We start from the raw sequence: 22,272 nt of genomic DNA, 5'->3' as shown, positions 1-22,272 counted from the left end.
CTCAGGGCGAACGGGCTTGATTTTCGGCCGATCCCATTCGGACCGATCGATGACCCTATCGCCCCACCCCTGCCAGCAGCGCCTTGTCGAGAGCGCAGGCATGCGAGGCGGGGACATAGAGCAAGGAACGAGGGGCGGGGTCGATGGGAGTCATGCGCTTTTCTGTGGCGCGGCGCGGCCATTGCCGCAATAAGGAAGCGATTGGTGGCGAAAGCGACGGACGGAGGGGAATTCGATGTATTTCGCGATTACGCTGGTGGTATTGGCGCTGGTCTTCCTGATCTGGGCGCTGACTCCGGTCAAGCAGGGCTATGCCTATACGATCGAGCGCTTCGGCCGTTACACCCATACGGCGCAGCCGGGGCTCAACTTCATCATGCCGATCTTCGACCGCGTCGGGCGCAAGGTGAACATGATGGAGCAGGTGCTCGACATTCCAGGGCAGGAGATCATCACCAAGGACAATGCGATGGTCGCCGTCGACGGCGTCGTCTTCTTCCAGGTGCTCGACGCCGCCAAGGCAGCCTATGAGGTCAGCGACCTTTATCTCGCGATCATGAACCTGACGACGACGAACTTGCGCACCGTCATGGGGTCGATGGACCTCGACGGCACGCTGTCGAAGCGCGACGAAATCAACACCAGGCTGCTGCATGTCGTCGACGATGCGACGACCCCCTGGGGAGTCAAGATCACCCGCGTCGAGATCAAGGATATCCGCCCGCCCGCCGACATCTCGAACGCGATGGCGCGGCAGATGAAGGCTGAGCGCGAAAAGCGCGCCAATATCCTGGAGGCCGAAGGCATGCGGGCGTCCGAGATCCTGCGTGCCGAGGGCGAGAAACAGGGCCAGATATTGCAGGCCGAGGGTCGCCGCGAGGCCGCCTTCCGCGACGCCGAGGCGCGCGAGCGGCAGGCGGAGGCCGAGGCCAAGGCGACGCAGATGGTGTCCGACGCCATCGCCAGCGGCAACACGCAGGCGATCAACTATTTCGTCGCGCAGAAATATGTCGAGGCGGTCAGCCAGTTCGCGACCAGCCCGAACAGCAAGACCATCCTCTTCCCGGTCGAGGCAACGCAACTCATCGGCACGCTGGGCGGCATCGGCGAGCTCGCGAAGGATGCGCTCGACCGCAAGGCGGGGGCCTGACATGCCCGACTGGCTGACCAACATGGAGCCGCATTGGGCCTGGCTGTCACTCGGCGTGCTGCTCGCCGCGGCCGAGATAGTCGCGCCGGGCTTCTTCCTGATCTGGATCGGCGCGGCGGCGATCGTCACCGGCATCGTCGCCTGGGTCGCCCCGATCGGCGTCCCCGTCCAGCTCGGCCTCTTCGCACTGCTGGCGGTCGTCATCCTCTATGGCGCGCGCAAATGGCTGCGCGACAATCCGATCACCTCGACCGACCCTCATCTCAACCAGCGCGCGAGCCGGCTGGTCGGCGAGGTGCTGACGGTGACGACGGCGATCGAGGACGGCCGCGGCCGCGCCAGGGTCGGCGACGGCGAATGGCCGGTCCACGGCCCCGACGCCGCCGAGGGCGCCAAGGTCCGCGTCGTCAGCGCCGACGGCGGGGTGCTGGTGGTGGAGGCGGCTTAGCCCGAATCCGTCATTGCGAGGAGCCGAAGGCGACGCGGCAATCGCCAGCTATCGACCTTGCACAAGATCGATTACTGGAGACTGCTTCCTCCGCTCGCCATAACGGTTCAGCCGTCCCGCGGCCGTGAAAAAATCCCCACCACCTCGCCCAGCGCATCGCTGTCGCCGATGCGCCGGAAACCCAGCTTTTCTGCCACCCGTTCCGACGCAGCATGCCCCGGATCGATGATGCAGCGCACCTCCGCGGCGTCGAGATGCGCGTCGGCCCAGCCGAGCGCCGCGCCCATCGCCTCGGTCGCTAGGCCCGCGCCCCAATGGTCGGCATCGAAGGCCCAGCCCGCCTCGGGAAAACCCTCCAGTTCGGCGATACCGCGGCAGAAATAGGCGAGCCCGCCCATGCCGACCAGCCGGTCATCGGCGCGGTCGGCGAACACCCAATAGCCATAGCCCATCACCGGCCACAGCCCCGCGGCGCCCAGGAACTTGTTCCAACTCACATCGGGGGTCCGCGGCTCGCCGCCGATGAAGCGCGTGGTGCGGGGGTCGGCCCACATCGCGACATGCCGGTCCTTGTCGGCAAGGCGCGGCTCGCGCAGCCGCAGGCGCGGCGTGTCGATGACGGGCGGGATCGAAGGCATGACACGGCGCTATCAGCGCCACGACGATGCGGCAAGCGGGGGCACCGCCCGCCTGCCTTCTTATAAAATGGGGCGCGATCCCCGATTTATGGGGTGGCGGACCCTTGCCCTCCTCTTCTAGGCTGCAACGATGACGGGCGAAAAGGGAGATCTGGGCGGGGGTGCCGACGGCAAGCACAGGCACCGGGTGTTGCTGATCGAGGACGATCCGCCGATCCGCGAGCGGCTGGCCGGTGCGCTGACCGCGCACGGCGACTGTATCGTCGCCGAAGCCGCGAACCTCGCCGAAGCGCGCACCCTGCTCGCGCAGCAGCCGCCCGACCTGATCGTCGCCGACCTGGGGCTGCCCGACGGTCTGGCGATCGATTTCCTGGCCGAGGCGCGCGAACGCCAGCCGGAGATCGAGATATTGGTGATTTCGGTCCTCGGCGACGAAACGACGATCCTCGCGGCGATCGCGGCGGGCGCCTCGGGCTATATATTGAAGGATGCGCTGCCCGAGGATATTCATTCGACCGCGCTCGAAGTCCTGTCGGGCGGCTCGCCGATCTCGCCCTCCATCGCGCGCTTCATCGTCCGGCGCGCGCGGGGGGAAAGCGTCACCGACACGCCGGTTCCCAACCCCAACGCCCCCAGCCTGACGGCGCGCGAGTTCGACATATTGTGGGGCATCGCCAAGGGGCTGACCTATAACGAGATCGCCGACCGGCTGGGTCTGTCGCGCCATACCGTGCCGAGCCATATCAAGGCGATCTATCGCAAGCTGCAGGTGGAGACGCGCGGCGAGGCGGTGTACGAGGCCATCCAATACGGCCTCATCAAGCTTTGACGGGGGAAGGGGCGATGAGCGCGCGCTGGAGGCTTGGCCTCGGCCTCCTGTGGCTGATCGTCGCGCTGGCGGGGCTCAGCATCGTCACCTCGACCACCGCCTTCAGCGAGCCGAGGCGCGCGCTGGCGATCGAAAGCGCGAACTGCCAACCGCTCAACTCTGCGGGAACAGCGACCGGATCGCGAAAGATCGTCGGCTTCCCCTTTTCCGCCCCGCCGAAAATGCCCCGCACCGCCAGCACCATCCGGTGCGATTTCACCCGGGATTTCGCGACGGGCGAGATCGGCGGCGCAGCCTTGCTCATCCCATCCTTCGCCGATTCGATCACGATAGAGGTCAATGGCGAGCGCGTGGCCTTCGCGCAGCTCTATATGATGCGCAACCTGCGCTATTCCTCCTTTCCCGCTTTCGCGCCGGCGCTCCGCGACGTCCTGCACGAGGGGCGCAACCATTTTCGCATCACCCTGTCCGCCCTGCCGGGGCACAGTGTCGCGCTCGACCGCGTCTTTATCGGACCGGAAGACGAGTTGAGACCCTATTATCACGCCCGCTGGTTCGCCGCCGCGGTGCTGCCGACCGTGGTCGTCGGCGGCGAGATCGCGCTCGCCGTCGTGCTGGCGCTGATCTGGGTGGCGCGGCGACGCGAAGCCGAATTCGGCTGGCTTGCCGCCACGCTCGCCCTTGCCGCCGTCCGCGGTTCGGTGATGATCCCCGATTTCGGCTTCGCCGGCATCGACCTTCCCTTCTGGAACCTGCTCGCGGTGTGGGAAGCGGCGGCGGGCCTGATGTTCTGCGCCGCGCTCGCACGCGCGCCCAGCCCGACCTTGCGCCTGTTCGCGGCCGCACCGCTGGTGCTAACGATCCTCTATGTCCTCAGCCCCGCCATCGGCATGATCCCGATGCTGGTGCGGGCGGCGATGGCGCTGGTCGTCCTCTATCTGGGCCTCGCAAACTGGGTGCTGATCCGCGCGGCGGCGAACGGCAATCGCGACGCGCTGATCGTGGTACCCGGCATCATCCTGCTCTCGGGCTTCGTGCTGTGGGACCTGACCTCGATCCTCGATCCGGGCTTCAGCCGCGTCTTCCTCGCACGCGCCGCCTATAGCGGCTTCCTTCTCGCCGTTGCCGGGCTGATGACGCTGCGTTTCGTCCGTGCGATGCGCGAACTCGACAGCACCGCGGTGGCGCTCAGCGTGCGCGTGGCAGAGGCCGAGGCCGAATTGCGCGCGACCTATGACGAGTTGCGGGCGCGCCGCGAGGCCGAGGCGATCAACCGCGAGCGTGCGCGCCTGATGCGCGACCTGCACGACGGAATCGGCGGCGAACTGGCGTCGATGCTCGCCCTCGCCGATGCGCCGGCACCGCGGACGCAGGAGATCGCACGCCATGCCCGCGCCGCGCTCACCGACATGCGCCTGATTATCGGTTCGCTCGAGGATTATGGCGGCGACCTGTCGCTCGCGCTCGTCGCCTGGCGCGAGCGCGCCGAACCGCAACTGCGCGCCGCGGGGCTCCGGCTGGTGTGGTCCGTCGACGATGTTCCGCCGCTGGAGAAATTCGGCCCCGCGCAGGTGCTCGACGTGCTGCGCATCGTGCAGGAAGCCGTGACCAATGTGATCAAGCATGCCGGCGCCTCCTATGTGCGGATCGAAACCTCCGCCGACGCCGATCGCATCGCGGTCGCGATCTGTGACGACGGCGCCGATTTTTCGCCCGGTTCGGGCGGAAGCGGCCTCGCCAACATGCGGATGCGCGCCGACCGGCTGGCGGGGCGGCTGACCATGAGGCACATCGGCGGAGAAACGCGCATCGTCCTCGACCTGCCGCGCCGTGGACCGGCGTCCGGCGATCGGTCCGCGTCAGTCCCATAATCATGGGATGGCGACCCGCTCGCCCGGACTCTATCGGCTGGGCGTTTTCGAGCGGGGGAATAAGCAATGCTGTCAAACGGGTCGGCGCGCGCGCGCCGGGCTTTTCTGGCTCCGGCCTCGCTGGCGCTGCTACCCGCGCTCTTGGGTGGCTGCGCGACGACCACCCTCGAACGATCGATGGAACTGACGGGGTTGCCCGCCGTTCCCGAAGGATTCGAGGCGGCCCGGCGCGAACCGCTCAACGCGCGCGCGCATATCCAGACCAGCCTCGACCTGCTCGCGCGCGGCGCCCGCACCCGCGCCGACATCGAACTCGCCAAGAGCGGCTTTCAGACCGCGGCGCGGCTCGCGCCCGATCTGTGGGAACCGATGGTCGGGCTCGCCGCCGCCCATTACCGACTCGGCGAATATCGCGACGCGCTCGCCGCGCTGTCCGAAGCGGTCGACCGGCGCGGCGCGCTCGGCGACCTGGCGATGCCCTATGCGCTGGTGGCCTATCGCGCGCAGCAGCCCGAACTGGCGCGCCTGGCCTTCGCGGCCGCAACCGGACAGGCGGGCGAAGGCGCGCAATTCCTGGACCGGGCCTTTGCCGGCCGCGACGCCTGGCACCCGCGCACGCCAGACGCCGGGTCGCCGCCGGCCGCGCCGGCCGATGCGGACCGCAACATCCTGATCGAAGCCTTTCTGATCCGCGACACACGCAACGCCGCGATGGACAAGGGCATCAACCTGCTCGACAGCCTCGCGCTTCAATTCGACGGGACGCTCGTCAACTACAGCTATGACAAGGAAAGCGACGATACGACCGGCGACGTCGCGGTGACCCTGCCGGGGATCACCTATTCGCTGAACCTCGCGAACCGCGACCTTTCGCATGTGTCGATCGAGGCCAGCCCGGTGGTGATCGCGCGTCAGGGAAAGACCTCGAAATTTCTGGAGGGCGGCTCGGTCCTCATCGTCCCTCTGGCGGACGACAGCGATCCCGTCGAACGCGATATCGGCATCACGCTCGAAGTCACGCCCGAACGGATCGGGTCGGACGACGTCGACCTCGCCGTCGTGCTCGAACTGTCCAACATCACGGGCCAGAGCCTGAGCAGCGCGGGCCGCGGCGCCAGCCTGCTGCAGACCGACAAGACGCGGGTCGAAGTGACCGCGCGCGTGCCGTTCCGCAAGGCCGTGCTCGTCGGCTCCACCGGGTCGCTCACCCGCCGCACCAGCGCCAATCGTTCGCTGGTCGCCATGCCGGTGCCGGGGCTGTCGACGAAGGGAACGGGCGCCGCGCGGCGCGATGTCCTCGCGCTGATCTCGGTCCGCCGGGCCGCCGACGAAGGCGCCCCGCCGCTCGATGCCGATGCGATCGCCGAGCGCCTGTTCGGAAAAGCCCTGCCCGCGCCAGAGGCCTATGGCGCGCGCCCGTCGGATACCCCCGAACCGGCGCTCGAAACGCTGCTCGCCGGCTTTCGCGACCTGGCCGGCTGATTCCCGGATCGGCCCGGACCTCCCGCTTCCGTCCTGCCGAGCCTCGCCCCCCCTTTTTTGATCCTTCAGGACGATGGCCCGCTTCGAACCGGCGGCCTTCTCCGGCGAAAGCCGGAGAAGGTCTGCCTGTCCGTCACGAAGCGCAGGATCCCTGCCACTTCTTCGCTTCCTCGACCATCTCGCCATAATCGCCGAGCAGCGAGGCGAGGCGCTTGGCGACCTTCGATTGCAACTCGTCCATCTTCTTTTCCTTGCGGTCGGAAAGGTCGGCCAGATAGCCGAAGGGCGCATAGATGGTGCGCGAACCCAGGCTGACACCGTGCCATTCGCCCTTATATTTGAACTGCGCCCGGCTCTTCAGGGTGATCTTGGTCTTGTCCGACGATATCGATTCCACGCGCGTGCACAGCTTGGCCTTCACGCTGCTGGTGATGTCCAGGGGCGGTGCGCAAATCTCGTCCTGATCGGTCTCGTCGATCAGATATTGATAGAGGTTGAGCGTCGTCCAATTATTGTCGCTCCACTTGAAATAGGAATTGTACGACAGGTCGATCCCCTTGATCTGGCCCAGCAGGATCGGCTGCCCCGTCCGGTCGACATTCTTCGGCTTCGACGGATAGATGGGATACATCCGCAGATCGAGCTTGAGCTGGATCGTGCGTTCATGTCCGTCGAATTTCTTCTTCTCCTTGGCGTGCAGAAAGAAGAGCGGATAGCCGTTCGTGCGGAAGTCGTTCAGCTTTTCCCGCTTGTCCTGCAGGTCGGCGAGGATCTGGACCGCCTTGCAGGCATTGTATTTGGCCGATTTGAAGTTGGAAACCGTCCCGCTGTCCGCCTGCGCGAGAAAAGCGGAGAGGGCGGCGTCCTCGGTGGACTGGTTGCAGCGGAGCTGCGCGATGTCCAGCTTCGAATTTTCCTCGTCCAGCGCCGCCTGCGCCAACTCGACCGCATTGCTCATCGTGTTGGTGACGACGGGCGGCATCGTGGTGCGAATGGTGCCTTCCGCCAATGGCTTTACATAATTGGCGATGTCATAGCCCTTGGTGACCAGGTCCGCGGCCTCCTTGGCGCCCTTGTTGATATCCTCGAACTTCGCAAAATAATCCTTGGAATAGCTGCTCGACGTCGATTTTCCGAACTCGCTCTGGATCGTGCCATAGGCGTCCTGCGCCTGCTTCTGGAACGCCGAGATTTTTTCGCGCATCGCGTCGGCGTTGGTCGTGCAATCCTCCGCATTCGCCGCGGGCGCCGACAGCAGCGCCAGAATGACCGCCACCGAGGCAGCCTGCCGCCCCCTTGAAACCAAAGGCTTTTCCATGATGATATTCCCCCATGCCTGAACGTGATGGCGGGGAAGAAACCACCAAGCGGCCGGGGACGAAATACCAGATATATGGGATGGCCGGTGCCTCGCACCGATCCGGCGGCCGAAAACCGCCAATTTCGCGGGACGGCGGAGCCTCAGGCCAGTCGGTCCTAGGCGGCGATGACCGCCGGCGCCGAGCTCTGCCGCGGCATCAGCGCATCGGCATAGTCGCTTTCATATTTGCCGATCAGCGCGCGGTCGTCGTGGTTCCACGGGTGGAAGCCGGGCATGAAATAGGCGAGCCAGGGCAGGAAGCTCTTGCGCAGCACCCCCGGCTTGCCGAGCAGATACCACCAGATGCGCGCCGTGACGCGCCAGCCGGTCAGCCCGTCCTGTTTCAGCAGCGCCTTCATGCCGCGCACCCGCTTCGGCCAGAAACGCGTCGTGATCGCCAGCATCATCAGCGACTTCGCCTTCCAGCGCCGCCAGCGGCTCCAGTCCTTCGTCGCGTGCAGCCAGGTGTCATAGGCGACGCCCTTGTGCTCGATCTCCTCGATCGCGTGCCATTTCCACAGCGCGCCCCATTCGGGCTCGGCGCCCGCGTACATCGCCGGGTCTTTCAGCATGATCGCGGCGAGCATCGCGGTATAATGTTCGAGCGCGATCGTCGCCATCAGGTTGACGATCGGCGGGCGCTGCCGGATCATCTCCATCACCGTGTCGACGTCGGCCTCCAGATCGGACAGGTCATAGCCCGCCTCGCCGGCCTTGCGGTTGAAGACGACATGCTCGCGGCTGTGGATCACCTCCTGCTGGGTGAACGCGCGGATTTCGCGGGCAAGCTTGTCGGGCACGCCGTCGCGGTGCGCCTTCACCGCCTCGATGAACATCGCTTCGCCCTTGGGAAAGGTCACCGACAGCGCGGTGTGAAAGACCGACCCGATCGGATCGCCGTTCAGCCACCAGCGGCCCTGCGGATCGTCGCGGCCGAAGCGTCGGTCGCGCGGGGTGATCGACAGGTCGGCGGGGGTCGGGGAGAGCGAAAGGCTGGACATATCTTCCTCACCGGCGAATAGGGGATGAAGGCGCGGCGGCGCCGTAGGGGCAAGTATCTAGGAATTACTTACAGTGGTGTCAATAGCAAAGAAGCGCCTCAGCCCGGAGGAAAGCCGTTCGGTCGCGCTGGAGGCGGCGCGGCAGATATTGATCGAGATGGGGCCGCAGGCGGTGACGCTGAAAGCCGTGGCGTCGCAAATCGACCGCACCCACGCCAACCTTCTCCACCATTTCGGCAGCGCCGCGGGGCTGCAAAAGGCGCTCGCCGCCTACCTCGCCGAAACCGTGTGCGATACCATCGCCGCCAAGATGACCGCCTCGCCGCCGGGCGAGCGCAATGTGCGCGAGATCGTCGACCTCGCCTTCGACGCCTTCGACAGCGGCGGCGCCGGCGCGCTCGCGACGTGGATGGCGGCGACCGGCAACGACGACGCGCTCGACCCGATCATCGCCGCGATCCACCGCCTGATCGACGGCATGGCGCCCGACGCGCACGAAAAGCGCCTGATGCATGAGGATACGCTGGCGCTCGTCCTGATGGCGATGGGCGACGCCCAGCTCGGCGGCCCGATGGCCGAAGCCCTTGCCCTCCCCCGCGACACCGCCCGCGCGCTCGCGACCGAGCTGATCACGGGGCGGATCGGAACCTTCTGGGCCGAACAGGGCAGCAAGCCGGACTGCTGAAGGCATAGCGCGAACGGCCGGCTTTGACCGATTGGCGACGCTATTTCAATCGTCATCCCGGACTTGATCCGGAATCCACTGGCCCAAGCGCTGCGTGAATGAATCCCGGATCGAGTCCGGGATGACGTTGGTGGAAGAATGTCCACTCTCCGCCCAAAGCCCCCGCACCGCCCCCCGACTCTGCCGCCCACGGTCCCTAGCCAAATCCCGGCCGTCCCCCTAAAGGGCGGCGATGCATTTTCTCGACCAGGCCAAGATCTTCATCAAGTCCGGCGACGGCGGCCCCGGCGCCGTGTCGTTCCGGCGCGAGAAATATATCGAATATGGCGGCCCCGACGGCGGCAACGGCGGCAAGGGCGGCGATGTGGTGTTCGAGGCGGTCGGCGGACTCAACACGCTGATCGACTTTCGCTACACCCAGCATTTCAAGGCAAGGCGCGGCACCCCCGGCGCCGGCCGCGACCGCACCGGTGCGGGCGGCGACGATCTGGTCATCCCGGTGCCGGTCGGCACCCAGATTCTTGCCGACGACGAGGAGCGCAGCCTGCTCGCCGACCTGACGAAGGAGGGCGAGCGCGTCGCCTTCCTGCGCGGCGGCGACGGCGGGCGCGGCAACGCCAGCTACAAAAGCTCGACCAACCGCGCCCCGCGCCAGCACGGCCCCGGCTGGCCGGGCGAAGAGATGTGGGTGTGGCTGCGGCTGAAGCTGCTCGCCGACGCCGGCCTCGTCGGCCTGCCCAACGCCGGCAAGTCGACCTTCATCAACGCGGTCACCAACGCGCAGGCCAAGGTCGGCGCCTATGCCTTCACCACCACCCGCCCGCAACTCGGCGTCGTCAGTCACAAGGGCCGCGAATTCGTGATCGCCGACATTCCGGGTCTGATCGAGGGCGCCGCGGACGGCGCCGGGATCGGCGACCGCTTCCTCGGCCATATCGAACGCTGCCGCGTGCTGCTGCACCTCGTCGACGCGAACGATGCCGATGTCGCCACCAGCTACCGCGTCGTGCGCGACGAGCTCGAGGCCTATGGCGCCGGCCTGACCGACAAGCCGGTCGTCGTCGCGCTCAACAAGGTCGACACGCTCGACGACGAGCTGATCGCCGCGCTGTCGGCCGAACTCGCCGCCGAAAGCGGCCGCCCGGTCATGGCGCTCTCAGGCGCCAGCGGCGCGGGAGTGGCGGCGGTGCTCGACACCCTGCTCGAAGCGATCGGCCACCCCGAACCGGCCGGGGACGGCAGCGAAGACGCCGGCGGCGACTGGTCGCCGATCTAGGGCCGCGAGCATAGCGAGCGCTGCGCGCTCGTCCCCTCCGTCGGTTCCTGCGGGGCTACTACCTCTCACACTCCGAAGCTGTCCCGCGATCCGCTTCCCGAAACGGCCGGCGCGATTGCCCCCTTGAAACCCGCCGCATTGCCGCCGATGTAGGGCGCCGGAAGGGCCAGCCCGCCGGTTCTCGGCGCGGCGCTCCACAACGAAGGACGAAATTCGCATGATCGACCCGCTCGCCGCCCTTGTTCCCGTCGTCGTCGAGCAGACGAGCCGCGGCGAACGCAGCTTCGACATCTTCTCCCGCCTGCTGCGCGAACGGATCGTCTTCGTGACCGGAGAGGTGGAGGACCAGATGGCCTCGCTGATCGTCGCCCAGCTCCTGTTCCTCGAATCGGAAAATCCGAAGAAGGACATCTATATGTACATCAACTCGCCGGGCGGGGTCGTCACGGCGGGCATGGCGATCCACGACACGATGCAGTACATCCGCCCGCGTGTGGGCACCGTCTGCATCGGCCAGGCCGCGTCGATGGGCAGCTTCCTGCTCGCGGCCGGCGAGCCGGGGATGCGCGTCGCGCTGTCGAATGCGCGGATCATGGTCCACCAGCCCTCGGGCGGCGCGCGCGGCATGGCGTCGGACATCGAGATTCAGGCCAAGGAAATCCTCCGTATCAAGAAGCGGATGAACGACCTCTATGTCAAATATACCGGCAAACCGCTGAAAGACATTGAAAAAGCGATGGACCGCGACACCTTCCTCGAGGCCGACGAAGCCAAGGAGTTCGGCCTCGTCGACCAGGTCTTCGACCGCCGCCCGACCATGCCCGGCGACGAGGCGCCCAAGGATGTCAGCGAAGGCCCGACGCCCTGACATAGCCCGCCGCCGTTCCCCCGATCAGGCCCGGGGCGACCAAAGCGGTAACCCTGTTTCTTGACGCCCGCTTGGCGCCTTGGCGCTAGGCGGAACATTGAACCCGCGTCACCCAATTGCCATATTGTAATTGGGTGGCCGCGGACTAGGATAAGGATGGCGGCGCGCCTTCCCGCGCCCGCCAGAGGAAGTTTTATGACAAAATTGAGCGGCTCCGACAGCAAGAGCACTCTCTACTGCTCCTTCTGCGGCAAGTCGCAGCACGAGGTTCGCAAGCTGATTGCGGGCCCGACCGTGTTCATCTGCGACGAATGCGTCGAGCTGTGCAACGACATCATCCGCGAGGAGATCAAGGGCGGCGTCGCCGCGCGCAAGGACGGCGCGGTTCCGACCCCGCTGGAAATCTGCCAGCACCTCGACGCCTATGTGATCGGCCAGAACACCGCGAAGCGCGTGCTGTCGGTCGCGGTGCATAACCATTACAAGCGCCTCGCCAATTCGGGCCGCGGCGACGATGTCGAGCTCGCCAAGTCGAACATCCTGCTCGTCGGCCCGACCGGCAGCGGCAAGACCCTGCTCGCGCAGACGCTCGCTCGCTTCCTCGACGTGCCCTTCACCATGGCCGACGCCACGACGCTGACCGAGGCGGGCTATGTCGGCGAGGATGTCGAGAACATCATCCTCAAGCTGCTCCAGGCGTCGGACTACAACGTCGAAAAGGCGCAACGCGGCATCGTCTATATCGACGAGATCGACAAGATCAGCCGCAAGGCCGAAAATCCGTCGATCACCCGCGACGTGTCGGGCGAGGGCGTGCAGCAGGCGCTGCTGAAGCTGATGGAAGGCACGACCGCGAGCGTCCCGCCACAGGGCGGCCGCAAGCATCCGCAGCAGGAATTCCTGCAGGTCGACACGACGAACATATTGTTCATCGCGGGCGGCGCCTTCGCCGGCCTCGAAAAGATCATCGGCGACCGCCTGCAGGGCAAGTCGATCGGCTTCGGCGCGCATGTCGCCGGCCCAGACGAACGCCGCGCGGGCGAGGTGCTCAAGCAGATCGAGCCCGAGGATTTGCTCAAGTTCGGCCTGATTCCCGAATTCGTCGGTCGTCTGCCCGTCATCGCGACGCTCGAGGACCTCGACGTCGACGCGCTGGTCAAGATTCTCGGCGAGCCCAAGAATGCGCTGGTCAAGCAGTACAAGAAACTGTTCGACCTGGAGGAGGTCGGCCTGACCTTCACCGACGACGCGCTGATCGCGGTCGCAAAGAAGGCGATCGAGCGCAAGACCGGCGCCCGCGGGCTGCGTTCGATCGTCGAGGCGATCCTGCTCGATACCATGTTCGACCTGCCCGACCTGACCGACGTGGTCGAGGTCGTCGTCGACAAGGACGTCGTCGAGGGCCGCAAGCAGCCAGTCCGCGTCTATGCCGACAAGGCCAAGGAAGCGGGCGACGCCGCCTGACGGGACGCGGGCGGACCTGTCCGCCCGCTCTGCAGGACCGGCGATCGGGCTTTCGCCTCTTCCCCAAAGGCCAATCGACGACTTCTGTCGAGTCGCCTCAAGGCTATGTTGCATTGCAGCAACAGTTAGCGAAAAAAAGCCGTTCGGCCACCCCAGGCCAGCTTCCATTGTAACAGAAAAACCGTGGTTTTCCGGGATTCCGCCTCTCCCTCGCGGCCGGTCCGGGCTTGCACTGTCACAATCATGCCATAGAGGGGCGTCAGGGGCCCGGCCAGGTTATCGCGTGCGTGTCGCACGCTACGGCCGACAGCCAACCACCAAGGGGACATCCTGACATGAAATTTCGTCACACGCTTGCCGCCAGCGTCGCGCTGATTCCGGTCGCGCTGCTTTCCACGCCGGCCTTCGCCCAGTCGACGGGTTCGGTCGATTTCGAGAACGACATCGTCGTCACCGGATCGCGCACGACCGACGTCGCGGGCATCCAGTCCCCCGACACGTCGAAGGCGAAGTCGGTGCTGGGTCAGGAAGTCATCGCGCGCCAGAACCCCGGTCAGACCATCCTCGACACCATCAACCTGGTGCCGGGTGTCGTCTTCACCAACAATGACGCTTATGGTTCGTCGGGCGGCCAGCTCTCGATCCGCGGCTTCTCCGAAGACCGCATCAGCCTGACCTTCGACGGCGTGCCGCTCAACGATTCGGGCAATTATGCCATCTATTCGAACCAGCAGCTCGACCCCGAGCTGATCGAGCAGGTCAACGTCAACCTCGGCACCACCGACGTCGACAGCCCCACTGCCGCGGCGACCGGTTCGACGGTCAACTACCGCACCATGGTTCCGACCGAAGACTTCGGCGTCAAGGTGTCGGGTTCGGCGGGCGAGTATAAATTCTTCCGCATCTTCGGCCTGGTCAACACCGGCGAATTCACGCCCTTCGGAACCCGCGCCTTCTTCTCTGCCTCGACGGCGTCAAACGACAATCCGTTCAACAACTACGGCCGCGTCCGCAAGAAGCAGTTCAACGCGCGCGTCTGGCAGCCGATCGGCGACAATGGCGACTTCGTTTCGGTCGCGGGTCATTACAACGTCAATCGCAACAATTTCTTCGGTTCGGTGCCGCTGCGCCTCGACCCGGATCTGAACGTCGGTTCGGGCCGCAACGATCGCTTCCCGATCACCAAGGACGAACGCGAATATCTGATCAACTATCCCTGCACCGTCAGCACCGTAGCAACGCCGGGGGAAGAGGATCTGACCAACGGTTGCGGCACCGAATTCGACCGTCGCTACAATCCGTCGAACACGGGCAATATCCGCGGCGCGTCGCGCTTCACCCTGACCGATGGCCTCGTCCTGACCGTCGACCCCAGCTATCAATATGTGAAGGCGAATGGCGGCGGCACGGTCAACGCGCGCGAGCGGCTGAGCAACGGGCTGTCGGGCTATATCGGCGGTCGCCCCTATTTCGGGATGGACCTCAACGGCGACGGTGATCTGCTCGACGAAGTCACGATGCTCGCGCCCAGCCAGACGCGCACCGATCGCTACGGCGTGATCGCCAACCTGCGCTGGGACATCAACGAAGCCCATACGGTCCGCGTCGGTTTCACCTATGACCGCGCCCGCCACCGCCAGACGGGCCAGGTTGGCCTGTTGCAGTATAATGGCGAGCCGTTCGACGTCTTCCCGATGGACGATCCGCAGGTCGACGTGTCCGGCGCCGTGCTGCAAAAGCGCGACCGCCTGTCCTATGCGATCCTCAGTCAGGTTTCGGGCGAGTATCGCGGCGAATTCCTGGACGGTGCGCTGGTCACGACGCTCGGCATCCGCGCGCCCTTCTTCAAGCGCGATCTGAACAATTATTGCTTCACGACCAGCGATACGGGCTTCGTCGATTGCTTCGGCAAGGACGATCCGCGTAACGCTCTCTATGCTACGGCCAACCCGACCAATTCCGACGGATCGGTGCGGCAGGGTCCGCAGCAGCGTGTGCTGAAGTATGACGACGTGCTGCCGAACGTCGGCCTGCTGTTCAAGCCGAGCAACCAGGTTTCGATCTTCGCCAACTATTCGAAAGGCCTTCAGGTTCCGGGCACCGACGCGCTCTACAATGCCTTCTACTTCGACGCCGACACGCCGTCGGCGCGCCCCGAGCCCGAAACGACGGACAATTTCGATCTCGGCGTGCGCTATCGCACCGGGAAGGTGCAGGCGCAGGTGTCGGGCTGGTTCACCAAGTACGACAATCGCCTGGCCTCGGCCTATGATCCGGTGACCGATCGCAACCTGTATCGCAACCTTGGCCGCGTCGACAAATATGGCATCGACGGCAGCGTCGCGTGGCAGCCGGTTCCCGAACTCGCCCTCTATGTCTTCGGTTCCTATCTGAAGTCGAAGATCAAGGACGATGTCCAGGCGGGCGTTGACGGCAACGGCGATCCGGTCTTCACGCCCACCGCGGGCAAGCGCGAATCCGGCGCTCCGGCCTACACCTTCGGCGGGTCGGCGCGCGGCACGCTGGGTCCGGTCGAACTGGGTGTCACGGCCAAGCGCACCGGCGGACGCTACCTCTATGACACCAACCTGCCGATCGTCTTCGGTGGCGACCAGGTCTATGGGGCCAAGACCAATGCCTATTGGCTGGTCAACCTCGATGCCCGCGTGAATCTGGAGTTCCTGGGTCTCAATGACCAGACCTTCTTCCAGCTCAACGTCTATAACCTGTTCGACACGCTGTATGTCGGCCGGTTCTCGACCTCGCTCGAGCAGGGGTCTTCGGCACCGAACGCCCAGATCGGTGCGCCGCGCACCGTCAGCGGCACGCTGACCGTCGCTTTCTAAGCCGCGGCAAGCGCAGCAAAAAAAAGGGGCGCGGGAGGCAACTCCCGCGCCCCTTTTTCATGGGCGGCTGGTGACCGGTTGGCGACGTTATTTAATCGTCATCCCGGATCAAGCCCGGGATGACGACGATGGATGAATGTCCGCTCTCCGCCCCAGGCCGTCACCGGCGAAGCCCCATCGCCGGTGCGGGCTCAGTCCGCCGCGATCCGCCGCGCCGTGTCCTGCACCAGCGCGATCATGTTGGGGACGCCCTGGGTGCGGTTCGACGAGAGCTGGCGCGTCAGGTCGAAGGGGGCGAGCCGGCCGGCGATGTCCATCGCGGCGACCTCGGCCGCGGGCCTGTCCTGCACCGCGGCGAGGACGAGCGCGACGATGCCCTTGGTGATCGCGGCATTGCTGTCGGCTAGGAAGTGGAGCAGGCCATCCGGCTGCGGCACCGGATAGACCCAGACGCTCGCCGAGCAGCCGCGTACCAGCGTCGCGTCGGTCTTGAGCGCGCCCGGCATCGGTTCCAGCTCGCGCCCAAGGTCGATCAGCAGGCGATAGCGATCGTCGCTGTCGAGGAAGTCATATTCTGTGAAAATATCGTCGAGGCTGCGCATGGCCGCGCCTCTGACAGATTTGCGCGCCGCGGGAAAGGGAAAGCGGCGTCCCCCTGTCTCCGCGTCGCCCCTTTTTGCAAGGGTCGGGGCGACGCGGATCCGGGTCGGCGGGAGGATCAGAGGTCGACCCCCGCCGCAATCGCTTCGAGCTTGCGCAGCCGCTCCTTCAGATCGGCGATCTCGATCCGTGAGCCCGCGTGCGGGACCGCCGGATCCTGATCCTGCGCCGGAGCGTGGCCCGCGGCGAGTTCCTCGCGCTTGAGCTGGATCCAGTCGCGCCAGCCGCGCAGTGCGACGAGGCTGATGATGGTCAGCGCGCTGAGCGCAATCGCCGCGGTAATCAGATTGGTACTGAGGTCGGACGTCATGGTGCCCATGGGTCGGCTCCTTCTTCGTCGCTCTTACGGGAGCGACCGGTCGCGCAGCTTCTCGATCTCTTCGTCGAGGCTGGCGGCGCGGTTGCTGTCGGTGGCGATGCGCTCGAGCACCTGGATACGCTCCTTGAGCGCCCGGATCTCGGCCTTCAACGCCTTGGTTTCGGCATCGTCGTGCGGCACGAATTCGGGACCGTCGTGGCCGCGGCGGCCACGAAAGCCGGAATGCACGCCATATTTCGCGCGGATGATGCTGCCGATCGTCACGATCAGGACGATGCCGATGACCATTTCAAAGGGGTTCATGGGGAGGTTCCTTTCGCGAATGTCAGTTGAGCGGCGCGTCGCGCAGCTTTTCGATTTCGTCGGCGACATCGATGCCCTTGTCGGTCACGATGCGTTCGAGGACGCGGACGCGTTCCTCCAGTCGTTCGGTCTGGGCCGCATATTGCGCGGCCTTTTCCGCCGTTTCGTGCGAGATCGCGGTCAGTTGCCGTTCCTTGAACTTCAGGTGCCGGCGATACATGTCGCTGCCGATGCCCAGCACGACGGGCAGGCCGACGACGATCAGAAAGAATTGAACCCAGCTATCCACGGCGCCTTCCTTTCTTTCAGTTCGCCGGACGCCGCAGCGCCTCGATCTCGCTGGCCACGCGGTGGCTTTCGTCGGTGACGATGCGCTCGACCACCGCGAGCCGGTCCTTGACCGATCCCAGTTCGGCGCGGAGTTGGGCGTTTTCCTGGCTGATCAGCTTGACGCGCTCCATCGCCTCGTCGCTGGTCTTCGGATAGATGGCCTGCCCCCAGGCGCCATCGAGCGGGTAGCCGTTCTTGATGCGCAGCCAGGTGGTAAAGACCCAGCCGCCGATCGCGACCACCGCGACGATCGTCACGATCGGGGCCACGGCGCTGATAATGGTCAGAGCGTCCATTTTCCAAATCCTCTCTTGTCTTGTCTCAGCGCAGCCGGTCGATCTGGTCGGCGAGCTGCGCCGCCTGGCCGTTGGTTTCGGTCGCGATGCGTTCCAGCACCGAAATGCGATCCTCCAGCCGGCTTATCTTGTCGGCGAGTCTGGCATTATCGTCGGTCAGCAAGGCGATTTTTCGATCAGCGTCGGGGGCGGTTCGATGAACCGTGCCGCCCCATTCATTCTCCACCGGATAGCCGTGCTTCGCGCGCAGCCAGGTGGTGACCATCCAGCCGACCATCGACATGGCGATGATGGCGAGAACAAATCCGGGTCCACCCCAACTCATCGGTCGTCTCCCTGTTCTCGTTCTTCAGCCAGGCTCAGCGCAGCGCCTCGATCTCGTCGGCGAGTCGGCGGTTGTGGCTGGTGTAGTACAGCTCGATGTCGGCGAGCCGGCGGTCGATGTCGCGAAAGCGCGAGCGGATGTCGCGGGTCGACGCGCTGGGGTTCGACCGCACACCCTGCCAGAATTTCGCTTCCTCCTGCGAGCCGTAGAGGGCGAAAGGCTTGGGGGTCGCCATCCAGGCGACGAGCCAATAGGCGATCAGCGTCCAGGGGAAGCCGCCCATCAGCGTGAGCAGCACCGCGCCGACCCGGACCCACAGGGCATCAATCCCGCTATAGTCCGCGATTCCCGCGCACACGCCGCTCCATTTGGCGTTCTGCTTGTCGAGATAGAATTTCGTGCGGCTGGCAGACATCTCAGTTCCTCCGGCTCATATTGTTTTCGAGTTGCGCCAGATCCTCATCGCTGCGAACCGCAGGGCGGAAATCGGGATGGTCGGCGCTGATGATGCGTTCGACGGTATGGAGACGATTCTCGAGCCTCCGAGCCGTATCGTAAAGTTCGTCGAGCAGTTGCTCATCCTCTCCGGTCAGTGTCTTGGCCTGCTTCCACTTGGTGATGTAGTGGAGGATCAGCCAGGGCAGACCGAGGAAGAGCGTGCCGATGACGATCGGGACGATGATGACTTCTTCCATCGGTCCGGCTCCTTATTTCTTGCCCTGCGCGGCCTTCAGCGCGGCGAGCTCGTCGGCAACCTTGTCGGCGGCCTGCAGTTCGGCGATCTCTTCGTCGAGCGACTTCTTGTAGCCGAGACCCAGCGCGTCCGCACGGCCCTCGGCCTCGTCGACGCGACGTTCGAGCATCTCGAAGCGCGAGAAGGCATCCTCGACGCGGTCGCCGTTGGTCATCTCGCGCAGCTTGTAGCGGTTTTCTGCGCTTTCGAGGCGATTGACGACGCTCGACTGGCGCGCCCGCGCTTCCGAAAGCTTCTTCTGCAGCTTGGCGATATCGCCCTCATAGCCCTTGAGCGCGTCATCGAGCACCGCGATCTCGGCCTTCAGCTTCTCGGCCATGTCGCCGGCCTTCTGCTTCTCGACCAGCGCGGCGGTGGCCAGGTCCTCACGGTCCTTCGACAGCGCGAGTTCGGCCTTCTCCTTCCAACTGTCCTGCAGGCTTTCCAGCTTGGCGATATGGCGGCGCATCTCCTTCTGGTCCGCGATCGTGCGGGCGGCGGAGGCGCGGACCTCGACCAGCGTCTCGTTCATCTCGAAGATGATCTGGCGGATCATCTTTTCGGGATCCTCCGCGCGGTCGAGCAGGTCGGTGACATTGGCGGCGATGATGTCGCGGGTCCGTGAGAAAATACCCATTTTAACTAAACTCCTAATCGAAACGCGGTCAGAATGATGCTGGTGCCGGGGCGGGGCAAGGGGGAGAGTGCCCCGGCACCAGAGCCGGTCAGGCCATGGGGCCGACCGCCGGGGAAGCCGCAGCGGCCGCTCCCGACGCGCCGACGGGGTGTCCGGTGGCGCCGGGGGCGACTGGGGGCTGGTCGATCACGCCGACGATGATGGCCAGCGCTCCCGCCGCGCTGAGCGCGAAAGTGGCGGCCTGGGCAAATATCGTCTTCATGGATCAACCTTCCCTGTTTTCGCTGCGCCGGCACGCAATGCGCCGGTTCATGCTTCTCTTTGCAGGGAGCGTGCCAACTGCGGCGCGGCGCGGAAAAGCAGGCAAGTTTCCCGCACAATCCGGTTCCAAAGCGATTTTCCTTGCCAATCGTCGGGAAATATTGCCAATGATTGGGAATGGAGCGCGAGACGCAGTTCATCGGCCAATCGGCGGCCTTTCAGGACGCGGTCGAACGCGCGAGCCAGGCGGCGACGCTCGACCGCCCCGTCCTCGTCATCGGCGAACGCGGCACCGGCAAGGAGCTGATCGCCGAACGCCTCCACCGCCTGTCGGCGCGCTGGGACAAGCCCTATATCATCATGAACTGTGCCGCGCTGCCCGAGACGCTGATCGAGGCCGAGCTGTTCGGGCACGAAGCGGGCGCCTTCACCGGCGCGACGCGCAGCCGCGCGGGCCGGTTCGAGGAAGCCGACGGCGGCACCCTCTTCCTCGACGAGCTGGCGACCATGTCGATGGGCGCGCAGGAACGGCTGCTGCGCGCGATCGAATATGGAGAGATCACCCGCGTCGGCGCGTCGCGCCCGATCCGCGTCGACGTCCGCATTGTCGCCGCGACCAACGAGAATCTGCCCGCGCTCGCCGACCAGAACCGCTTCCGCGCCGACCTGCTCGACCGGCTGTCGTTCGAGGTCATCACCCTTCCCCCGCTACGCGCGCGCGAAGGCGATATCGAGGTGCTCGCCACCTATTTCGGGCAGCGGATGGCGGCGGTGCTCGGCTGGGAGGAATGGCCCGGCTTCGGGCCGCGCGCGCTCGCGGCGATGGAGGGCCACGACTGGCCAGGCAATGTCCGCGAACTGCGCAACGTCATCGAGCGCGCCATCTATCGCTGGGCCGACCCGACGCGCCCGGTCGATGCGCTGACCTTCGACCCCTTCGCCAGTCCCTGGCAGCCCGCCGCGCGCAACGCCGCGGCGACGGCGGCGGACGCCCCGAGCCCCGCGCCCGAGCCCACGGCCGCCACCCCCGCACCCGGCCCAATCAGCGACCTGCGCGCTGCGGTTGACGCCTATGAGCGGCGGATATTGTCGGACACCATGGCGCGCTGCCGCTTCAACCAGAAAGTCGCGGCCGAGGCGCTCGGCCTCAGCTATGACCAGATCCGCCACGCCCTCAAGAAGCATGGGCTCAATTGACCCTGAGCGCGCCCTATTGCCCCGGCAGTTCGGCCTGCAGCGCCCCGATCACCGCATCCTGCGCCGACACCATCCCGGCCAGCCGGTCGCGCAGCGCATAGATGTCGGGCAGGCCGTCGATCTGCTCCTCGACGCTGCGGTCGATATAGAGACGGTCGATATCGGCCAGCGCGCCGGTCAGCGGCGCGCGCGCCGCGATCAGACGCGAGATCGCCTGCTGCGCCACCACCCAGCGCTCGCTCGACATCGCCGATCCGGTGGCGGCCGACACCAGCGGCGCGGTCAGATTGCGCTCAGCGGCAAAATCCTGCTGCGCCTTCGTCGCGTCGGCGTCCCAGCGCGCGAGCCGCCCCGCCAGGTCGGTGGGCAGCGGCCCCGGCGGCTCAACCACCACCGCTGGCGGCGCGACGTCGAAGCGCCCCTCGACCGGGCGCGGCGCGAGCGACGGCGCCCCGCCGTCCTGCGCCGCAGCGCAGCCTGACAGCGACAGCGCAGCGACGAGGGCCGCGAGGGCGAGAGGGGGGGCGAGAGAGGGGATGCGCATCATCGCCGCTCCTGATATGGGCCGCAGCGGCGAGCGGCAAGGGCGAATCGGGGAAAGCGCGGACGCCCGCCCGCGGGATGCGGCCGAAGCCCGAAAATCCCGGAAATATGCGGTTGACAGCCCCCGCGTTCGTCGCTAGTGGCGCTGACTTTCCCGCATGCCGGAAAATCGCCTGCTTCGGCGGGGGACTGGCAGCGCGGGCGTTTTAGTTTCTGATTGGATGGAAGACCATGTTCGCAATCGTGCGCACGGGCGGCAAACAATATCGCGTCGCCGCCGGAGACAAGATCGCTGTCGAGAAGATCGAGGGTGAAGCGGGCGACACCGTGTCGCTGGGCGACGTCCTGCTGGCCGGCGACGGCGGCGAGGTGAAGGACGCCAAGGGCCTCACCGTCTCGGCCGAGATCATCGCGCAGACCCGCGGCGAAAAGGTCATCGTCTTCAAGAAACGCCGCCGGCACAACTATCGCCGTCGCAACGGTCACCGCCAGTCGCTAACGCTGCTGCGCATCACCGCGGTCGGCGAAGCCAAGAAGGCCGCGCCGAAGAAGGACGCCGCGCCGAAGACCGAAGCGGCCCCGGCCGCCGAGGCGAAGGCCGCGCCCGTAGCGAAGGACGCCGCGCCCAAGAAGGCCGCAGCTCCGAAGACGGACGCCGCTGCCGAGAAGGCCGCGCCCGCCAAGAAGCCCGCCGCCAAGAAAGCGGCCCCGAAGAAGGACGCCTGAGCGCGAACCCGCGGCTCGGCCCAC

The 22,272-nt window shown here is 65.9% G+C and carries 26 protein-coding genes; 12 read left to right on the top strand and 14 right to left on the bottom strand.

Features of this window, described 5'->3' with window-relative positions; translation table 11 throughout:
* The first annotated feature begins 235 nt into the window (after window positions 1–235).
* Together FHR21_RS05650 and FHR21_RS05645 are read left to right on the top strand one after the other, a co-directional pair.
* On the top strand, window positions 236–1,150 hold the full coding sequence (locus tag FHR21_RS05650) for an SPFH domain-containing protein (protein WP_184096175.1): 915 nt from the start codon (window positions 236–238) through the stop codon (window positions 1,148–1,150).
* A gap of 1 nt (window position 1,151) precedes the next feature.
* Window positions 1,152–1,598 (top strand): NfeD family protein, encoded by a 447-nt coding sequence (locus tag FHR21_RS05645; protein WP_184096173.1) that lies wholly within the window; start codon window positions 1,152–1,154, stop codon window positions 1,596–1,598.
* 107 nt (window positions 1,599–1,705) lie between these two features.
* On the opposite strand, the gene FHR21_RS05640 is transcribed toward FHR21_RS05645, so the two are convergent.
* Window positions 1,706–2,236 (bottom strand): GNAT family N-acetyltransferase, encoded by a 531-nt coding sequence (locus FHR21_RS05640; RefSeq protein WP_184096171.1) that lies wholly within the window; start codon window positions 2,234–2,236, stop codon window positions 1,706–1,708.
* A gap of 130 nt (window positions 2,237–2,366) precedes the next feature.
* Between FHR21_RS05640 and FHR21_RS05635 the strand changes: the two genes are divergently transcribed.
* The 3 genes from FHR21_RS05635 (at window position 2,367) to FHR21_RS05625 (ending at window position 6,418) form a co-directional block, all read left to right on the top strand.
* Entirely contained in the window at window positions 2,367–3,065 is a 699-nt protein-coding gene (locus FHR21_RS05635; protein ID WP_184096169.1) for a response regulator, read from the top strand.
* A gap of 14 nt (window positions 3,066–3,079) precedes the next feature.
* Window positions 3,080–4,936, top strand: a complete 1,857-nt coding sequence (locus FHR21_RS05630; RefSeq protein ID WP_221235013.1) for a sensor histidine kinase — start codon at window positions 3,080–3,082, stop codon at window positions 4,934–4,936.
* 66 nt (window positions 4,937–5,002) lie between these two features.
* Window positions 5,003–6,418, top strand: a complete 1,416-nt coding sequence (locus tag FHR21_RS05625) for a hypothetical protein (protein ID WP_184096167.1) — start codon at window positions 5,003–5,005, stop codon at window positions 6,416–6,418.
* A 133-nt stretch (window positions 6,419–6,551) separates the two neighbouring features.
* On the opposite strand, the gene FHR21_RS05620 is transcribed toward FHR21_RS05625, so the two are convergent.
* Window positions 6,552–7,694, bottom strand: a complete 1,143-nt coding sequence (locus tag FHR21_RS05620) for a hypothetical protein (protein ID WP_184096165.1) — start codon at window positions 7,692–7,694, stop codon at window positions 6,552–6,554.
* Between the two features lie 200 nt (window positions 7,695–7,894).
* Window positions 7,895–8,779, bottom strand: coding sequence for a metal-dependent hydrolase (locus FHR21_RS05615; protein WP_184096163.1), 885 nt, complete (start codon window positions 8,777–8,779; stop codon window positions 7,895–7,897).
* Window positions 8,780–8,855: 76 nt separating this feature from the next.
* Here FHR21_RS05615 and FHR21_RS05610 point away from each other — a divergent pair, with 76 nt between their 5' ends.
* From FHR21_RS05610 to FHR21_RS05590, 5 genes are all read left to right on the top strand, one after another.
* Window positions 8,856–9,464, top strand: a complete 609-nt coding sequence (locus FHR21_RS05610; RefSeq protein WP_184096161.1) for a TetR family transcriptional regulator — start codon at window positions 8,856–8,858, stop codon at window positions 9,462–9,464.
* 232 nt (window positions 9,465–9,696) lie between these two features.
* Complete coding sequence (obgE, locus tag FHR21_RS05605; protein WP_184096159.1) at window positions 9,697–10,740, top strand: GTPase ObgE; 1,044 nt, start codon at window positions 9,697–9,699, stop codon at window positions 10,738–10,740.
* A 217-nt stretch (window positions 10,741–10,957) separates the two neighbouring features.
* Window positions 10,958–11,608: an ATP-dependent Clp endopeptidase proteolytic subunit ClpP gene (gene clpP, locus FHR21_RS05600; protein ID WP_184096157.1), complete on the top strand. Its 651-nt coding sequence runs from the start codon at window positions 10,958–10,960 to the stop codon at window positions 11,606–11,608.
* Window positions 11,609–11,803: 195 nt separating this feature from the next.
* Window positions 11,804–13,072 (top strand): ATP-dependent Clp protease ATP-binding subunit ClpX, encoded by a 1,269-nt coding sequence (gene clpX / locus FHR21_RS05595; RefSeq protein WP_184096155.1) that lies wholly within the window; start codon window positions 11,804–11,806, stop codon window positions 13,070–13,072.
* A gap of 335 nt (window positions 13,073–13,407) precedes the next feature.
* Window positions 13,408–15,918, top strand: a complete 2,511-nt coding sequence (locus FHR21_RS05590; RefSeq protein WP_184096153.1) for a TonB-dependent receptor — start codon at window positions 13,408–13,410, stop codon at window positions 15,916–15,918.
* 191 nt (window positions 15,919–16,109) lie between these two features.
* Here the strand turns inward: FHR21_RS05590 and FHR21_RS05585 are convergent, their stop codons facing one another.
* The 10 genes from FHR21_RS05585 to FHR21_RS05540 form a co-directional block, all read right to left on the bottom strand.
* Window positions 16,110–16,520: a SufE family protein gene (locus FHR21_RS05585; RefSeq protein ID WP_184096151.1), complete on the bottom strand. Its 411-nt coding sequence runs from the start codon at window positions 16,518–16,520 to the stop codon at window positions 16,110–16,112.
* A gap of 116 nt (window positions 16,521–16,636) precedes the next feature.
* Window positions 16,637–16,897, bottom strand: a complete 261-nt coding sequence (locus tag FHR21_RS05580) for a hypothetical protein (RefSeq protein WP_184096149.1) — start codon at window positions 16,895–16,897, stop codon at window positions 16,637–16,639.
* A gap of 24 nt (window positions 16,898–16,921) precedes the next feature.
* Entirely contained in the window at window positions 16,922–17,200 is a 279-nt protein-coding gene (locus tag FHR21_RS05575) for a hypothetical protein (protein ID WP_184096147.1), read from the bottom strand.
* 22 nt (window positions 17,201–17,222) lie between these two features.
* Window positions 17,223–17,489, bottom strand: a complete 267-nt coding sequence (locus FHR21_RS05570) for a hypothetical protein (RefSeq protein WP_184096145.1) — start codon at window positions 17,487–17,489, stop codon at window positions 17,223–17,225.
* 16 nt (window positions 17,490–17,505) lie between these two features.
* Window positions 17,506–17,826 carry a hypothetical protein gene (locus tag FHR21_RS05565; RefSeq protein ID WP_184096144.1) on the bottom strand — a complete coding sequence of 107 codons (321 nt, stop codon included), beginning with the start codon at window positions 17,824–17,826 and terminating at the stop codon, window positions 17,506–17,508.
* A gap of 25 nt (window positions 17,827–17,851) precedes the next feature.
* Complete coding sequence (locus FHR21_RS05560; RefSeq protein WP_184096142.1) at window positions 17,852–18,151, bottom strand: hypothetical protein; 300 nt, start codon at window positions 18,149–18,151, stop codon at window positions 17,852–17,854.
* Between the two features lie 34 nt (window positions 18,152–18,185).
* Window positions 18,186–18,566: an envelope stress response membrane protein PspC gene (gene pspC / locus FHR21_RS05555; protein WP_184096140.1), complete on the bottom strand. Its 381-nt coding sequence runs from the start codon at window positions 18,564–18,566 to the stop codon at window positions 18,186–18,188.
* Window position 18,567: 1 nt separating this feature from the next.
* Complete coding sequence (pspB, locus tag FHR21_RS05550; protein WP_184096138.1) at window positions 18,568–18,846, bottom strand: envelope stress response membrane protein PspB; 279 nt, start codon at window positions 18,844–18,846, stop codon at window positions 18,568–18,570.
* A 12-nt stretch (window positions 18,847–18,858) separates the two neighbouring features.
* The gene (gene pspA / locus FHR21_RS05545; RefSeq protein WP_184096136.1) at window positions 18,859–19,521 is read right to left on the bottom strand and encodes a phage shock protein PspA; all 663 of its coding nucleotides are present in this window, start codon (window positions 19,519–19,521) and stop codon (window positions 18,859–18,861) included.
* Window positions 19,522–19,609: 88 nt separating this feature from the next.
* Complete coding sequence (locus FHR21_RS05540) at window positions 19,610–19,783, bottom strand: hypothetical protein (protein ID WP_184096134.1); 174 nt, start codon at window positions 19,781–19,783, stop codon at window positions 19,610–19,612.
* A gap of 176 nt (window positions 19,784–19,959) precedes the next feature.
* Here FHR21_RS05540 and pspF point away from each other — a divergent pair, with 176 nt between their 5' ends.
* Window positions 19,960–20,979, top strand: a complete 1,020-nt coding sequence (gene pspF / locus FHR21_RS05535; protein WP_184096132.1) for a phage shock protein operon transcriptional activator — start codon at window positions 19,960–19,962, stop codon at window positions 20,977–20,979.
* A 13-nt stretch (window positions 20,980–20,992) separates the two neighbouring features.
* Here the strand turns inward: pspF and FHR21_RS05530 are convergent, their stop codons facing one another.
* The gene (locus FHR21_RS05530) at window positions 20,993–21,523 is read right to left on the bottom strand and encodes a hypothetical protein (RefSeq protein ID WP_184096130.1); all 531 of its coding nucleotides are present in this window, start codon (window positions 21,521–21,523) and stop codon (window positions 20,993–20,995) included.
* Between the two features lie 230 nt (window positions 21,524–21,753).
* On the opposite strand from FHR21_RS05530, the gene rplU reads away from it, so the two are divergent.
* A complete protein-coding gene (gene rplU / locus FHR21_RS05525; RefSeq protein WP_184096128.1) occupies window positions 21,754–22,248 on the top strand; it encodes a 50S ribosomal protein L21 in 495 nt (164 codons plus the stop codon).
* The last annotated feature ends 24 nt before the right edge of the window (window positions 22,249–22,272 follow it).

The organism is Sphingopyxis panaciterrulae (assembly GCF_014199295.1).
GTDB lineage: Bacteria > Pseudomonadota > Alphaproteobacteria > Sphingomonadales > Sphingomonadaceae > Sphingopyxis > Sphingopyxis panaciterrulae.
This window is presented reverse-complemented; position numbering and strand designations above follow the sequence as displayed.